Below are 14712 nucleotides of genomic sequence, written 5' to 3' on the forward strand. Positions count from 1 at the left end.
TGGAGGGCGAGGACATCCTTGCGACCGGCCGGGCCATGCAGGCGATGGGGGCTCTTGTGCGCAAGGACGGCGATACTTGGATCGTCAATGGCACTGGCAATGGCTGTCTTCTGGAGCCCGAAGCCCCGCTCGATTTCGGCAATGCCGGCACCGGCGTACGCCTGACCATGGGCCTCGTCGGCTCCTACGACATGACGACGCATTTCATCGGCGACGCCTCGCTCTCCAAGCGTCCGATGGGCCGTGTGCTCGATCCGTTGAAGGAAATGGGCTTACAGGTGGTTTCCGCCGAGCCCGGCGACCGTTTGCCGATCACGCTGCGCGGTCCCAAACATGCGGCGCCGATCTCCTACCGGGTGCCGATGCCCTCCGCGCAGGTGAAATCGGCGGTGCTTCTCGCCGCGCTCAACACGCCGGGTGTGACCACGGTGATCGAGCCCGTCGCCACCCGCGACCACACCGAAAAAATGCTCACCGGCTTCGGTGCATCGCTCGATGTGAAGTCGGATGCGGACGGCGTGCGCCACATCCAAATCGAAGGCCAGCCCAAACTGACCGGCCAGACCATCGCCGTGCCGGGCGACCCCTCCTCAGCCGCTTTCCCGCTGGTTGCAGCGCTGATCGTGCCGGGCTCGGAGGTCGTCATCGAGAACATGCTCATGAACCCGACCCGGACCGGGCTCCTCACCACCCTCATCGAGATGGGTGCCGACATCGAAATTCTCGACCGCCGCAACGAGGGTGGTGAAGATGTTGCGGACCTGCGCGTGCGTGGCTCGGAATTGAAAGGCGTCACCGTACCCGCCGACCGCGCCCCGTCAATGATCGACGAATATCCCGTGCTCGCCGTGGCCGCGAGCTTTGCCGACGGCGACACGCTGATGCAGGGGCTGGAAGAACTCCGGGTGAAGGAATCCGACCGGCTTTCGGCCGTTGCCGACGGGCTCAAGGCCAATGGCGTCGCCTGCGAGGAAGGCGAATCCACGCTCAGGGTCTCCGGCCGCCCCGACGGCAGAGGGCTCGGCGGTGGCAAGGTCGCAACCCATCTCGACCACCGCATCGCCATGAGCTTCCTCGTCATGGGGCTGGCCACGGAAAAGCCCGTCACCATCGACGACCGGGCCATGATCGCCACCAGCTTCCCCGATTTTACCGCGCTCATGACGCGACTCGGCGCACAACTGGACTGACAATCGGATCCGCACGGAGGAAAACACGATGAGCACGAACAGGGTTGCCATGATCGTCGGCGGCGGCAGCGGCATGGGCGCCGCAGCCGCACGCAAACTGGCCGAAAACGGCTACCAGCTTGCCGTGATGTCGTCTTCCGGCAAAGGCGAGGCGCTGGGCAAGGAGCTCGGCGGGCTCGGCTTCACCGGTTCCAACCTGTCGACCGACGACCTCAAGCGCTTCACGGAGGCTACGATGGAGCGCTTCGGCCGCATCGATGCGCTGGTGAACGGCGCCGGGCACGGGCCGAAGGGCGACGTGCTCGACATCTCCGACGAGGACTGGCACACGGGCATGGATTTCTATCTGCTCAACGTGGTGCGCGCGACGCGGCTCGTCACGCCGATCATGCAGGCGCAGAAGTCGGGCTCGATCGTCAACATCTCCACCTACGCCACGTTCGAGCCGGAAGCGACATTTCCCACTTCCGGCGTATTCCGCGCCGGGCTTGCCGCCTTCACCAAGCTCTTCTGCGACAAATACGCGACCGACAATCTGCGTATGAACAACGTTTTGCCGGGCTTCATCGACTCGCTGCCAGAGAAGGAAGACCGCCGCGTGCGCATTCCCATGGGCCGGTACGGCACGGTAGGCGAGGTCGCCGAGCTCATCGCCTTCCTGGCGGACGAGAAGTCGGGCTACGTCACCGGCCAGAACATCCGCATCGACGGCGGCATCACCCGTTCCGTTTAGGCGCGTCAGGGTTTGTCAGCAACCGCACGGCGAGCGTCGCGCGGTTGCACGCCGCAGAATATGATCCGCTACCCACAAAAAAGAACGAGGGGAACGGATCATGGATTACCTGCATATCCTCCTTGGCATCGCGCTTATCCATTTCTTCGCCATCTCCAGCCCCGGCCCGACGCTGTTCGTGGTGGCTGGGCACGCGAATGCGGACGATCCGCGCTGCGGACCTTCGGCCGTCCTCGGCGTTGTTGCGGCGACGTTCGTCTGGTCGAGCTTCGCGGCGGCGGGGCTGGGTACACTCATCAACGCCGTTCCGTGGCTGCCGATGGCGATCCGTATCGCCGGCGGTGCTTATTTGGCATGGTTCGGCTTCAGGATGCTGCGTTCGGTGTGGCGCTCGCGCGGGCGCATGAACCTGAAAGAGGACGCCGTCCCGCAGGTGACGCCGATGGCCGCCCTGCGCGCCGGGTTCGTCACCAACATCTCCAATCCCAAGGTGATCGCCTATTATGCAAGCCTGTTCGGCGTGATGATTCCGCCCGGGAGTACGGCCGGTCTTTTCGCCGGTGCCGTGGCGACCGCGGTGTTGGTTTCCACGCTGTGGTGGGGCGCGGTGTCGATCTTTTTCCGCTTGCCCATGGTGCGGCGCGGCTTTATCCGCATTCGACCGGTGTTCGACGGCGTGGTAGGGCTGGCACTGATCGCCTTCGGGCTCAGGCTCGTGATGTCGCGCTGACGCCGATGCCGGCAGACGGAACCACACAACGGGAGCACGATTTGCTGATCGCCATCGACGGACCGGCCGCCTCCGGCAAGGGCACGCTCGCACGCCGGCTTGCCGCGCAATACGGGCTGCGCCATCTCGACACCGGCCTCACCTATCGCGGCGTCGCCAAGGCGCTCGTCGATACCGGCCAACCGCTGGACGACGAAGTTATCGCCGAACGCGCCGCCCGCGCACTCGATCTCGGTGCACTCGACCGGACGGTGCTTTCCGAGCATGGCGTCGGCGAAGCGGCTTCCAAGGTGGCGGTCATGCCGGCGGTGCGCCCCGCCCTCGTCGACAAGCAGCGCGCCTTCGCGGCAACGCCACCCGGCGCCGTGCTCGACGGGCGCGACATCGGCACGGTCGTGTGCCCTCACGCCGATGTGAAGCTCTACGTCATCGCCAGCCCCGAGGTACGCGCCACCCGCCGCTGGCGCGAGATCGAGGCCGGCGGCGGCAGCGCCGACTACGCCGAAATCCTTGCCGATATCGAGCGACGCGACGCCCGCGACATGGGTCGGGCAGACAGTCCGTTAAGGCCGGCAGACGATGCGCACTTGCTCGATACGAGCGAAATGGATATAGAGACGGCGTTTCAGGCTGCCTGCAAACTGGTGGATGCCAGAATGGCGGCCGGGAACGGAGACTGAAAAACCGTTTGCCGCGCGTTCTTTGCGCCGGATCCGCCGCCTCTGGCGGCACCAGAGCGATCCGCTCGGATGCGTGGCCGACAAATGCAACACGAACCACCGGCGCTTTGCCCCGACTGAAACTGAAGGGGCTTTTCAGGAGCATCAATGTCAGAACTCAATCCGTCTCGCGATGATTTCGCGAGCCTTCTCGAAGAATCCTTCACCGAACGCGACGCCGCCGAAGGCGCCGTCGTAAAGGGTCTCGTGACCGCCATCGAAAAAGACATGGCGATCGTCGATGTCGGCCTCAAGGTCGAGGGCCGCGTGCCCCTGAAGGAATTCGGCGCGAAGGGCAAGGAATCGGACCTCAAGGTCGGCGACGAAGTCGAAGTCTATGTCGAGCGCATCGAAAACGCGCTTGGCGAAGCCATGCTGAGCCGCGAAAAGGCACGCCGCGAGGAAAGCTGGGTCAAGCTGGAAGCGAAGTTCAACGCCGGCGAGCGCGTCGAGGGCTTCATCTTCAACCAGGTCAAAGGCGGCTTCACCGTCGATCTGGACGGCGCCGTGGCCTTCCTGCCGCGTTCGCAGGTCGACATCCGTCCGATCCGCGACGTCACCCCGCTCATGCACACCCCGCAGCCCTTTGAAATCCTCAAGATGGACAAGCGCCGCGGCAACATCGTCGTGTCCCGCCGCACGGTTCTCGAAGAGAGCCGCGCCGAGCAGCGCTCCGAGATCGTCCAGAACCTCGAAGAGGGTCAGGTGGTCGAAGGCGTGGTCAAGAACATCACCGATTACGGTGCGTTCGTGGACCTGGGCGGCATCGACGGCCTGCTGCACGTCACCGACATGGCATGGCGCCGCGTCAACCATCCGACCGAGATCCTCAACATCGGTCAGACGGTCAAGGTGCAGATCATCCGCATCAACCAGGAAACCCACCGCATCTCGCTGGGCATGAAGCAGCTCGAGGCCGATCCGTGGGACGGCATCGGCGGCAAGTACCCGCTTGGCAAGAAGGTTCTGGGCCGCGTCACCAACATCACCGACTACGGTGCGTTTGTGGAGCTGGAGCCGGGCATCGAAGGCCTGATCCACGTTTCGGAAATGTCCTGGACGAAGAAGAACGTTCATCCGGGCAAGATCCTCTCCACCACGCAGGAAGTCGAAGTGGTGGTGCTGGAAGTGGATCCGGTCAAGCGCCGCATCTCGCTGGGCCTCAAGCAGACGCTGGAGAACCCGTGGGAGGCATTCGCCCGCAACCACACCGTCGGCTCCGTTGTCGAGGGCGAGGTCAAGAACAAGACCGAGTTCGGCCTGTTCATCGGTCTCGATGGCGATGTGGACGGCATGGTTCACCTGTCCGATCTCGACTGGAACCGTCCGGGCGAGCAGGTGATCGAGGAGTACAACCGTGGCGACATGGTGAAGGCGCAGGTTCTCGACGTGGACGTCGAGAAAGAGCGCATCTCGCTCGGCATCAAGCAGCTTGGTCATGACGCCATTGGCGAAGCCGCCGCTTCCGGCGAGCTGCGCAAGGGCGCTGTGGTGACCTGTGAAGTGACCGGCGTGAAAGACGGCGGCCTCGAGGTTCGCCTGGTCGATCACGATGTCGAAAGCTTCATCAAGCGCTCCGACCTGTCGCGTGACCGTGCCGAGCAGCGCCCCGAGCGCTTCTCCGTCGGCCAGAAGGTGGACGCCCGCGTCACCGTCTTCGACAAGAAGACCCGCCGCATCAGCGTCTCGATCAAGGCTCTGGAGATCGCCGAAGAGAAGGAAGCCGTCGCACAGTTCGGTTCCACCGACTCCGGCGCCTCCCTCGGCGACATCCTCGGCGCAGCCCTCAAGAACAAGGGCGGCGACGACGAATAAGCCTCAAGGCTTTATCGGACGAAAATGAAAAACCCCGCCGGAGCGATCCGGTGGGGTTTTTTTGATGGGGGGCGCGGCCTTAGATCAGCAGGCGGTTTCACCGTTGACGATTCTAGCGGCTACCGTTTGCTGTGTCAGACAATATGTCTGATTAGGGATGAAAACCGGTCAACCGGATGATAGCAAACATCTGGCAGCTATGCGGACGAAGCGGACCACCGCTTGCCAGATCGCTGGCCGTTGCGACCAGATTGCCATTCTCGGTGCACGATGATACTGCCCCGACAAATCATCATCGATGAGGCCTTCGTGTCCTTCAAGACATTTCTCCGCTCTGCCGCCGTCTTTACCGCGTTCGTGCACCCCGCTACCGCCGCCGACCTGATGTCCTTCTGGGACAGCCCTGCAAAGGGCGGCAATGTCTTCAATGCAGCGCCCAAAGATGAAGCATACTTTCGGGCATTGGCGGATACCGGCGCAGCCTGGGTGCGGCTGACCTTCAGCAAGTGGGAAGGCCAGGAACGCGATTTCCTGATCGGGGATGCGGACGACTATGACGGCCTCATCCCCGAAGATCTCGCAGTGCTACACGCCGAACTTGACGCCGCCCATGCGGTCGGCCTGAAGGTGGTCATTGCCCCGCTCACCCTGCCGGGTAGTCGCTGGTCGCAGCAGAATGGCGGCGAGTTCGACGACCGGCTGTGGAAGGACTCGACCTATCAGGACCAGGCGGCGCAGTTCTGGGCCGATCTCGCAACAGCGTTGAAAGATCACCCGGCAGTCGCGGCCTACAATATCCTGAACGAACCCGCCCCGGAAAAGATGGCAGGCGGTGTGGAGAACGGTTCCGACCAGACGTTGCACGATTGGCAGAATGCACAGGCCGGGGGCACTCGCGACCTGACAGCCTTCTATGACAAGGTCATTGCCCGAATTCGCGAAGTAGATTTGCTGACGCCAGTCATGGTGGATGGCGGCTGGTTCGCCAATCCGCGTTCGCTGGCGGCGTGGCCACGGGCGCTGTCGGACGACCGGGTGCTCTATGCCTTCCACATGTACGAACCTTATGCCGCTACCAGCGCACCAAACATGAAACGCGATGTGCCTCTCCGCTATCCGGGGGTAGTTACAGAATATGCCGGTGGCGAGGAGAGCTGGAACCGGCAGACTGTTGCCTCCCATATCGGCGCTGCCTTCAACTGGGCAGAGAAACAAGGGCTACCGCCTACACGTGTTGTCGCCGCCGAGTTCGGCTGCATGCGGCATTGGGCCGATTGTGGCAAGTACCTCACCGATGTGATGGACGCGATCGAGGAACGCGGAGGTCATTGGGCCTTTTACTCTTTCCGCGAGGATGAATGGGAGGGCATGGATTACGAACTTTCCACCAGCGTGGCACCGGGCCAGTTCTACTGGCTGACCGAAGAAGGAAAGGGCGCAAACCTTCCACGCGACGGAGAGCTTATGAACCTGTTGCGGGATCGCATGCGGTAATGAAGTGAACTTCTGCACTGGGCTCACAGCAGACGTTCGCTGCTATAAGGTTTGAGTGGGCGCGATGAGATCGAAAGCGGGCACGATGGCCCGCGAAGCAGATTGTATTCAGCCCCCCCCCACGCCTCACCAATGCGGCGGCTTCGTCACCGGCACATCGCCTGCCGTCTGCTCTTCCAGCTCCAGAAACCGCTCCGAAAGCCGTTCGAGCTTCTTCTTCAGCGCTTCCGTCTCACGCCACTGGCGCGTCAGCTCGGCGGAAAGCTCCTCGATGGTCTTTTCCTGCTCGGCGGCCAGGATTTCCAGCTTCGTGATGCGGTCTTCGCTCATGGCGCGCTTCTTTCTGCGGTTTCGATGCATTCTCGCCTGCGGAAATTGACAAGCGAGCCCTGATTTGTCGAGAGTGCCCGAAGGCGCTTTTCCCCATGCTCGCCCGGCGCGTGGTTGGCAGGCGGCGGGGCGCCGTGATACTGCGTTTGACCAAACGATAAAAACGGGGAAGCGGGCCGCCGATGGCTGAAACGGCAATCGAGCTCAAAGGCATCAGCAAGAGCTTTGGCGCGGTTCATGCAAACCGCAACATCGACTTGAAGATCGAGGCCGGGACGATCCACGGCATTATCGGTGAAAACGGGGCCGGGAAATCGACACTCATGTCGATCCTCTATGGCTTCTATCAGGCCGACCGCGGGCGCATCGACGTGGCGGGCAAGACCGTCACCATCGATACGCCGAGCGACGCCATCGCGCTTGGCATCGGCATGGTGCACCAGCACTTCATGCTGGTGCAGAATTTCACCGTGCTGGAAAACGTAATCCTCGGCGCCGAGGGCGAAGCGCTGCTCAAGACGTCCATCGCCAAGGCACGCTCGGAGCTTGAGCGGCTGGAACGCGATTACGGCCTGGAAGTGGATCCCGACGCCGTCATCGAAGACCTGCCCGTTGGCCTGCAGCAGCGGGTGGAAATCCTCAAGGCGCTCTATCGCGGCGCCGACATCCTCATCCTCGACGAGCCGACCGGCGTTCTGACACCGGCCGAGGCGGACCACCTGTTCCGTATCCTCGAACAGCTCAAGGACGAGGGAAAAACGATCATCCTCATCACCCACAAGCTGCGCGAGATCATGGCCATCACCGACAATGTCTCGGTCATGCGCCAGGGCGCGATGGTGGCCACCCGCGAGACGGCCGAAACCAGCGTCGAGGAACTGGCCGAGCTCATGGTCGGCCGGCGCGTGCTCCTGCAGGTGGAAAAGGGGGAGGCGACACCCGGCGACGTGCTGCTCGCGGTGGAGGGGCTCACGGTCAAGGATTCACGCGGCGTCACCATGGTGGACAACATGTCCTTTGAGGTGCGCGCGGGCGAGATCGTCGGCATCGCCGGTGTTGCCGGCAACGGCCAGTCGCAGCTTCTCGATGCCATAACCGGCGTGCGCAAGGCTGTTTCGGGTACGGTGACGCTGGACGGCGAGCCGGTGGACCTTACGGGCGCCGCGGACCCTGCCGATCTGCGCGAGCGTGGCATGGCCCATGTGCCGGAAGACCGGCACCATGTCGGCCTCGTTCTTCCCTTCGAAGAGAACGAAAACGCCATGCTCGGCTACCACCGGCAGGCCAAATATCTGAACGGCCCGTTCCTCAACATCGAGGCGATCCGCGCCGATGCGCGCGAGAAGATCGAGAAATACGACATCCGCCCGCCGGACTCCCGGCTGAGGACGGCCAATTTCTCTGGCGGCAACCAGCAGAAGATCGTGCTGGCGCGCGAAATGGAGCAGGACCCCAAGGTGCTGATCGTCGGCCAGCCGACGCGCGGCGTGGATGTCGGCGCCATCGAGTTCATCCACAAACGGCTGATCGACATGCGCGACCAGGGCAAGGCCGTGCTTCTGGTCTCGGTGGAGCTCGATGAGATCCGCTCGCTCTCCGACCGCATCCTGGTCATGTTCGCCGGCCGCTTGGTCGGCGAGCGCGGACCGGATGCCAGCGAAAGCGAACTTGGCCTGCTCATGGCCGGCGTCGAGGAGAAGGAGGCGGCGGAATGAGCACGCCCTATGCGAAACTGCCCGCCTGGGCCGATTACGGTCTCATCCCGCTGGTCAATCTCGCGGTCGCCTTTCTGGTGGCCGGTCTGGTGGTAATGCTGGTTGGCGAAAACCCGTTCCGCGCCGCCGTGATTCTGGTGGACGGCGCGCTTGGGCGCGGCCAGAACATCGCCTACACGCTCTATTACGCGACGAGCTTCATCTTCACCGGCCTCGCCGTGGCCGTCGCCTTCCATTGCAGCCTGTTCAACATCGGCGGCGAGGGGCAGGCCTATGTCGGTGGGCTCGGCGTTGGGCTCGTCTGTCTCGCCTTCGACAGCATTCTGCCCTGGTGGCTTGTGTTTCCGCTGGCCATCGTCGGCGCCGCCCTGTTCGGCGCGGCCTGGGCCTTCATCCCGGCCTACTTTCAGGCCAAGCGCGGCTCGCACATCGTCATCACCACCATCATGTTCAACTTCATTGCCGCAAGCCTGATGGTCTATCTCCTGGTGAATGTGTTGAAGCCGGCCGGCGCGCAGGCTCCGCAAACGCGCAACTTCCTCGAGGGCGGCCAATTGCCCAAGCTCAACTGGGTGCTGGAGGCAATGGGCTTTTCCATCCGCTCCGCGCCCTTCAACCTGTCCTTCCTGCTGGCGCTTTTAGCCGCCTTTCTCGTCTGGGTTCTCATCTGGCGTACGCGGCTCGGCTACGAGATCCGCATGCGCGGCTTCAGCCCCAAGGCGGCGCGCTATGCCGGCGTCAGCGAAACGAAGATCATCATCGTCGCCATGCTGGTTTCCGGCGCGCTCGCCGGCATGATGGCGCTCAACCCGGTCATGGGCGACCAGAATCGCCTGCAGATCGATTTCGTGACGGGTGCCGGTTTCGTCGGCATCGCCGTGGCGCTGATGGGCCGGTCGCATCCGGCCGGCATCGTGCCGGCGGCGATCCTGTTCGGCATGCTCTATCAGGGCGGTGCCGAGCTTGCCTTCGAGATGCCCAACATCTCGCGCGATATGATCGTCATCATCCAGGGCCTCGTTATCCTGTTCGCCGGTGCGCTGGAGCATATGTTCCGCCCCTCGATACAGGCGCTTTTCGCCAGCCTCAGTCCGCGCTCGGCAGGCGTTGAGGCGCAGCAGGGGGAGGGTGGCTGAGATGGATTTCTTTCATTCCCTGATCCTCGTCCTCGATTCCACCGTGCGGCTTTCCATCCCGTTGCTCCTGGCCGCGCTCGCCGGCCTTTATTCGGAGCGCTCGGGTGTTTTCGACATCGGCCTTGAAGGCAAAATGCTGGCCGGCGCGTTCGCGGCCGGCGCGGCGGCGGCGGTCACCGGGTCCGCCTGGGCCGGGCTCGGCGCGGCGATGCTTATCTCCATCTTTCTGGCGCTGGTGCATGGCTTCGCCTCCATCACCCATCGCGGCAACCAGATCGTCTCCGGCGTGGCCATCAATTTCATCGCCGCCGGCTCCACGATCATTCTCGGCCAGGCCTGGTTCCGGCAGGGCGGTCGCACACCCTCCCTGCCGGGTGAAGCGCGTTTCAGCTCGATCGACCTACCCTTCGCCGAAGCCGTTCGCGATGTGCCGATCCTCGGCGAGGTTTATTCCGAGCTGATTTCCGGGCACTCGCTGTTGACCTATGCGGCTTTCCTCCTGGTGCCCTTCACCTGGTGGGTGCTGTTCCGCACGCGCTTCGGCCTTCGGCTGCGCGCCGTGGGCGAGAACCCGGCCGCGGTCGATACGGCGGGCATTTCCGTCTCCTGGCTGCGGTACCGCGCCGTCATCTGCACCGGCGTCCTCACCGGCATGGCCGGCACCTATCTGTCGCTGGCGCAAAACGCCGGCTTCGTGAAGGACATGACGGCGGGGCGCGGCTTCATCGCGCTGGCAGCGCTCATCTTCGCCAAATGGCGGCCCGTCCCGGTCATGTTCGCCTGCCTTCTGTTCGGCTTCCTCGATGCTTTCGCCATCCGCATCCAGGGCACACCGCTGCCGCTCATCGGCCAGGTGCCGGTGCAGTTCATGCAGGCCCTGCCCTATATTCTCACCGTGGTGCTTCTGGCCGGCTTCATCGGCAAGGCAGTGCCACCGCGCGCCGGTGGCGTGCCTTACGTGAAGGAGCGGTGATGAGTGCCGAAGACCTGTTTGCCGCCGCCAGCGCAGCGATGAAAAATGCCTACGCCCCTTATTCGCGTTTTCCCGTCGGCGCCGCGGTGAAGACCGAGGCCGGTGCGATCCACGCAGGCTGCAACATCGAGAACGCCTCCTATCCGGAAGGCTGGTGCGCCGAAACCACCGCGCTCGGCCATCTCGTCATGGCCGGCGGCGGCCGCGTGACGGAAATTGCGGTGGTGGCGGAGAGAATGTCGAAGATCATGCCCTGCGGCGGCTGCCGGCAACGGTTGGCGGAATTCGTCACAGACGATGCCCGTTTGCATTTGTGCGACACCGGCGGCGTTCTGGAAACGGTGCCCTTTTCAGCGGTGTTTCCAAGCGGTTTCAGCTTCGAGGAGGGCAAATGAAGGAAGCGGTCGATCTTCTTGCCGAGAGACTCAACGGCCTTGCCCCGCAGCTCGCATTGGTGCTGGGTTCGGGTCTCGGAGGACTGGTAAGGGATGTCGAGGATCCCGTGCGTATCCCCTATTCGGCGTTACCTGGCTTTCCGCAAAGCGCTGTGACCGGTCATGCGGGCGAAATCGTCGCCGGCAAGCTTTCCGGCACCCCGGTGCTCATGCTGGCCGGCCGGGCCCATTACTACGAGCATGGCGATCCGGCGGCCATGCGCCCCGCGATCGAAACCTTATGGGGAATCGGCATAACCCAGTTGATCCTCACCAATGCGGCGGGCTCCCTGCGCGAGGACATGCCACCCGGTTCGGTCATGCTCATCGAGGACCACATCAATTTCTCCGGCACAAATCCGCTTATCGGGGAGGGCAGCGACCGCCGCTTTGTCGGCATGAGCGAGGCCTATGATGCAGGCCTGCGCGCGGGGCTGGAGAACGCCGCTCAAAAAAGCGGCACAACATTGCATAAGGGTGTCTATATGTGGTTCTCGGGCCCCACTTTCGAAACCCCGGCGGAAATTCGCATGGCGCGTACGCTAGGCGCGGATGCGGTCGGCATGTCGACCGTGCCCGAAGTAATCTTCGCCCGCTATTTCGGCCTCCGGGTTGCGGCGTGTTCCGTCATTACCAATCTGGGCGCCGGCATGAGCGCCGGTGAACTCTCGCATCAGGAGACCAAGGACATGGCGCCCATAGGTGGCCAACGCCTTGCGAGGGTTCTCGGCCAGCTTTGTGCCGACGGATTGCCGGCCGGTTGAGGCGCATGATGCTGCCGCAAGAGATCATCCGCAGGAAGCGTGATCGCCGGGCACTGACCGTCGAGGAAATTGCCGATTTCGCCAACGGGCTCACGCACGGCACATGGAGCGAGGGCCAGATCGCGGCACTTGCCATGGCGATCTTCCTGAACGGCATGACTGCGGAGGAGGGCGCGGCGCTGACGCTCGCCATGCGCGATTCGGGCACCGTGCTCGACTGGTCGAACCTGCCTGGCCCGGTCACCGACAAGCACTCCACCGGTGGCGTGGGGGACAATGTTTCGCTCATGCTCGCTCCCATTGTCGCCGCCTGCGGCGCCTTCGTCCCGATGATTTCGGGCAGGGGTCTCGGGCATACCGGCGGCACGCTCGACAAGATGGATTCCATTCCAGGCTACACAAGCCAGCCGGACGAAAAACTGTTCGCCGAAACCGTGCGTGAGGTGGGCTGCGCCATCATCGGCCAAACCGCCGACCTCGCGCCCGCCGATAAGCGCTTCTACGCTGTGCGCGATGTGACCGGCACGGTGGAATCGATTCCGCTCATCACCGCGTCGATCCTGTCGAAGAAGCTCGCCGCCGGTCTGTCCTCGCTGGTGCTCGACGTAAAATCCGGCAATGGCGCCTTCATGGACGACGCTCGGGCGGCGCGCAAGCTGGCCGACAATCTGGTGCGCGTGGCGGGCGAGGCCGGGCTGCCGGCCACGGCACTGGTGACCGATATGAACCAGCCGCTTGCGTCCGCCGCCGGCAATGCGGTCGAAGTCGCGAACGCGGTCGATTTTCTAACCGGCAGGAAGCGTGACCGCCGGCTTGAGGACGTGACGTTGGCGCTCGCCGGTGAAATGCTTCTGGCTTCGGGCGTCGCCGCGACCACGCGCGACGCCTTCGACTGGGCGCACGAAGCGCTCGAAAGCGGACATGCCGCCGAAACCTTCGGCAAAATGGGGTCGGCACTTGGCGGGCCCGCCGATTTTATCGAAAATCTGGAAACGCATCTGCCGAGGGCGAAGGTGGTTGTGCCGGTGCTTGCCGAAGAAGACGGATTTGTCGGCGCGATCGATTCACGCGCTGTGGGCGTTGGCGTTATCGAGTTGGGCGGCGGACGGCGCACGCCCGAAGATGCGATCGATCATTCCGTCGGGCTGACGGATCTTCTGCCAGTCGGCGCTGAAACGAAACGCGGCGAGCCGATCTGCATGGTGCACGCGTCGTCGAAAGACGCCGCCGAACGCGCGATCCTGACTGTGCGCGCTGCCTATGATGTCGTGGACGCGAAGCCGCGCGCAAAGAAAACGATCCTGCGTCGCGTTACAGCGGAAGCCTGATTGTCGTAATTGCTACCGTTATGGCTACTGTTCGAGAATCAGGGCGCGATTCTCCACCTGATAGCGTGCGAGACGGTTGAGGAAGCTCATCCCGATCAGCACATTGTCGAGTGCCCGGTCGTCGAGCACCACGGCGTCGACATTCTCCAGGTAGATGCGACCGATCTGCAGGCTCTCGATGGTAGCGGCGGCGGCACGCACATTGCCATTGGCTGTGTTGACTTCGTATTTGAAATCGCCCTGCGACAATTTCAAACCGATCCGCCGGGCCGTATCCGCATTGATCGCCACATAGGTCGCTCCCGTATCGATCATGGCCTTCATGTTCCGTCCGTTAAGTTTGAAACGGCCCACATAGTGGCCTGTCTCATCCGCGGAAATGCTGACCTTCTTGCCCAACAGAACGGAGGTCTTCCCGTCAGTGGGCATCGCAACCCTTGAGGGGCGCGCCACCGAGACCCGTTTTGCCTCTTCGGTGAGAGGTTCCTCCAAGGCGCTGTGCAACAGCCCCCGATAAAAGTCCGGATCGCTCTGGTAAAGGGCCGGAACGGCTCCCGCCCCCCCGACAACCACGCCAAGCATGATGATCTTGCGAAACATAAGCGCCTTCCAGAATACAGTTGGAAGAAGCCTACGCTTTCTCGGCAATCAATGTTTTAACGGCGCCTCGAGACCGTTTCGCTTGGTTAAGCTCCGGTTATTTCGTGCCGTACATACGATCGCCTGCATCGCCTAGCCCGGGCAGGATATAACCCTTTTCGTTCAGACATTCGTCGATGGACGCAGTATAAACCGGCACGTCGGGATGCGATTTGCGGAAGTTTTCAACACCCTCGGGCGCAGCCAGCAGGCATAGGAAACGCAGATTGGTCGCGCCGCGCTCCTTTAGCTTGTCAACGGCGGCGATGGCGGAATTGGCCGTTGCCAACATCGGGTCGACCACGATCACCAGACGGTCGCCCAGGTCGCTCGGCGCCTTGAAGAAATACTCCACCGCCTCGAGCGTATCGTGGTCGCGATACATGCCCACATGCGCCACACGCGCTGCTGGAACCAGGTCCAGCATGCCGTCGAGCAGTCCGTTGCCGGCACGCAGCACGGAGGCGAAGACCAGCTTTTTGCCCTCGAGTGTGGGGGAGTCGATGGTCTGGAGCGGCGTTTCGATGCGTTTTGTCGTAAGCTCCAGGTCGCGCGTCACCTCGTAGCAAAGCAACAGCGAGATCTCGCGCAGAAGCCGCCGAAAGCCCGCTGTGGACGTTTCCTTGTCGCGCATGATGGTGAGCTTGTGCTGGACAAGCGGATGATCGACGACGGTCACGCCCTGCATCTTGTGTTCCCCGGATGGCTGTTT

15 protein-coding genes are annotated in these 14712 nt (G+C 63.1%); 12 read left to right on the forward strand and 3 right to left on the reverse strand.

All coding sequences use genetic code 11. From position 1 onward, the window contains the following. The 6 genes from aroA to QZ638_RS09920 all read left to right on the forward strand — a co-directional run. Positions 1-1190: 3-phosphoshikimate 1-carboxyvinyltransferase (gene aroA, locus QZ638_RS09895; RefSeq protein WP_295809514.1), on the forward strand; the 1190-nt coding region annotated here is incomplete at its 5' end. A gap of 28 nt (positions 1191-1218) precedes the next feature. After that, positions 1219-1923 (forward strand): SDR family oxidoreductase, encoded by a 705-nt coding sequence (locus QZ638_RS09900; protein WP_295809517.1) that lies wholly within the window; start codon positions 1219-1221, stop codon positions 1921-1923. 100 nt (positions 1924-2023) lie between these two features. Continuing rightward, positions 2024-2653, forward strand: a complete 630-nt coding sequence (locus QZ638_RS09905) for a LysE family transporter (protein WP_295809520.1) — start codon at positions 2024-2026, stop codon at positions 2651-2653. Between the two features lie 5 nt (positions 2654-2658). Then, complete coding sequence (gene cmk, locus QZ638_RS09910; RefSeq protein ID WP_295809523.1) at positions 2659-3333, forward strand: (d)CMP kinase; 675 nt, start codon at positions 2659-2661, stop codon at positions 3331-3333. 147 nt (positions 3334-3480) lie between these two features. Continuing rightward, the gene (gene rpsA, locus QZ638_RS09915) at positions 3481-5187 is read left to right on the forward strand and encodes a 30S ribosomal protein S1 (protein ID WP_295809524.1); all 1707 of its coding nucleotides are present in this window, start codon (positions 3481-3483) and stop codon (positions 5185-5187) included. Between the two features lie 309 nt (positions 5188-5496). Then, the gene (locus QZ638_RS09920) at positions 5497-6681 is read left to right on the forward strand and encodes a cellulase family glycosylhydrolase (RefSeq protein WP_295809526.1); all 1185 of its coding nucleotides are present in this window, start codon (positions 5497-5499) and stop codon (positions 6679-6681) included. A gap of 126 nt (positions 6682-6807) precedes the next feature. Here the strand turns inward: QZ638_RS09920 and QZ638_RS09925 are convergent, their stop codons facing one another. Then, positions 6808-7011 (reverse strand): SlyX family protein, encoded by a 204-nt coding sequence (locus QZ638_RS09925; RefSeq protein ID WP_295809529.1) that lies wholly within the window; start codon positions 7009-7011, stop codon positions 6808-6810. A 182-nt stretch (positions 7012-7193) separates the two neighbouring features. Here QZ638_RS09925 and QZ638_RS09930 point away from each other — a divergent pair, with 182 nt between their 5' ends. The 6 genes from QZ638_RS09930 to deoA are packed head-to-tail and all read left to right on the forward strand — an operon-like array spanning position 7194 to position 13361. Further along, positions 7194-8726 (forward strand): ABC transporter ATP-binding protein, encoded by a 1533-nt coding sequence (locus QZ638_RS09930; protein ID WP_295809532.1) that lies wholly within the window; start codon positions 7194-7196, stop codon positions 8724-8726. Further along, the gene (locus QZ638_RS09935) at positions 8723-9862 is read left to right on the forward strand and encodes an ABC transporter permease (protein ID WP_295809534.1); all 1140 of its coding nucleotides are present in this window, start codon (positions 8723-8725) and stop codon (positions 9860-9862) included. The genes QZ638_RS09930 and QZ638_RS09935 overlap by 4 nt, the downstream gene beginning before the upstream one ends. Position 9863: 1 nt before the next feature. Continuing rightward, entirely contained in the window at positions 9864-10835 is a 972-nt protein-coding gene (locus QZ638_RS09940; RefSeq protein ID WP_295809537.1) for an ABC transporter permease, read from the forward strand. Then, a complete protein-coding gene (locus tag QZ638_RS09945; RefSeq protein ID WP_295809539.1) occupies positions 10835-11230 on the forward strand; it encodes a cytidine deaminase in 396 nt (131 codons plus the stop codon). Before QZ638_RS09940 ends, QZ638_RS09945 begins: the two co-directional genes overlap by 1 nt. Then, on the forward strand, positions 11227-12033 hold the full coding sequence (locus QZ638_RS09950) for a purine-nucleoside phosphorylase (RefSeq protein ID WP_295809540.1): 807 nt from the start codon (positions 11227-11229) through the stop codon (positions 12031-12033). Before QZ638_RS09945 ends, QZ638_RS09950 begins: the two co-directional genes overlap by 4 nt. Positions 12034-12041: 8 nt before the next feature. Next, on the forward strand, positions 12042-13361 hold the full coding sequence (gene deoA, locus QZ638_RS09955) for a thymidine phosphorylase (RefSeq protein WP_295809575.1): 1320 nt from the start codon (positions 12042-12044) through the stop codon (positions 13359-13361). 24 nt (positions 13362-13385) lie between these two features. Here the strand turns inward: deoA and QZ638_RS09960 are convergent, their stop codons facing one another. Together QZ638_RS09960 and upp are read right to left on the reverse strand one after the other, a co-directional pair. Next, positions 13386-13961, reverse strand: a complete 576-nt coding sequence (locus tag QZ638_RS09960) for a TIGR02281 family clan AA aspartic protease (RefSeq protein WP_295809542.1) — start codon at positions 13959-13961, stop codon at positions 13386-13388. A 97-nt stretch (positions 13962-14058) separates the two neighbouring features. Then, positions 14059-14688: a uracil phosphoribosyltransferase gene (upp, locus tag QZ638_RS09965; RefSeq protein WP_295809544.1), complete on the reverse strand. Its 630-nt coding sequence runs from the start codon at positions 14686-14688 to the stop codon at positions 14059-14061. Positions 14689-14712: the final 24 nt, after the last annotated feature.

Source organism: uncultured Nitratireductor sp., from assembly GCF_913053745.1.
GTDB lineage: Bacteria > Pseudomonadota > Alphaproteobacteria > Rhizobiales > Rhizobiaceae > Nitratireductor.

Bases quoted from the DNA above. Each gene is read 5' to 3' on its own strand.
- QZ638_RS09950 (WP_295809540.1), top strand. From the start codon at position 11,227: ATGAAGGAAGCGGTCGATCTTCTTGCCGAGAGACTCAACGGCCTTGCC.
- QZ638_RS09930 (WP_295809532.1), top strand. From the start codon at position 7,194: ATGGCTGAAACGGCAATCGAGCTCAAAGGCATCAGCAAGAGCTTTGGC.
- deoA (WP_295809575.1), top strand. From the start codon at position 12,042: ATGCTGCCGCAAGAGATCATCCGCAGGAAGCGTGATCGCCGGGCACTG.
- rpsA (WP_295809524.1), top strand. From the start codon at position 3,481: ATGTCAGAACTCAATCCGTCTCGCGATGATTTCGCGAGCCTTCTCGAA.
- cmk (WP_295809523.1), top strand. From the start codon at position 2,659: ATGCCGGCAGACGGAACCACACAACGGGAGCACGATTTGCTGATCGCC.
- QZ638_RS09905 (WP_295809520.1), top strand. From the start codon at position 2,024: ATGGATTACCTGCATATCCTCCTTGGCATCGCGCTTATCCATTTCTTC.
- QZ638_RS09945 (WP_295809539.1), top strand. From the start codon at position 10,835: ATGAGTGCCGAAGACCTGTTTGCCGCCGCCAGCGCAGCGATGAAAAAT.
- QZ638_RS09940 (WP_295809537.1), top strand. From the start codon at position 9,864: ATGGATTTCTTTCATTCCCTGATCCTCGTCCTCGATTCCACCGTGCGG.
- QZ638_RS09935 (WP_295809534.1), top strand. From the start codon at position 8,723: ATGAGCACGCCCTATGCGAAACTGCCCGCCTGGGCCGATTACGGTCTC.
- QZ638_RS09900 (WP_295809517.1), top strand. From the start codon at position 1,219: ATGAGCACGAACAGGGTTGCCATGATCGTCGGCGGCGGCAGCGGCATG.
- upp (WP_295809544.1), bottom strand. From the start codon at position 14,688: ATGCAGGGCGTGACCGTCGTCGATCATCCGCTTGTCCAGCACAAGCTC.
- QZ638_RS09925 (WP_295809529.1), bottom strand. From the start codon at position 7,011: ATGAGCGAAGACCGCATCACGAAGCTGGAAATCCTGGCCGCCGAGCAG.
- QZ638_RS09960 (WP_295809542.1), bottom strand. From the start codon at position 13,961: ATGTTTCGCAAGATCATCATGCTTGGCGTGGTTGTCGGGGGGGCGGGA.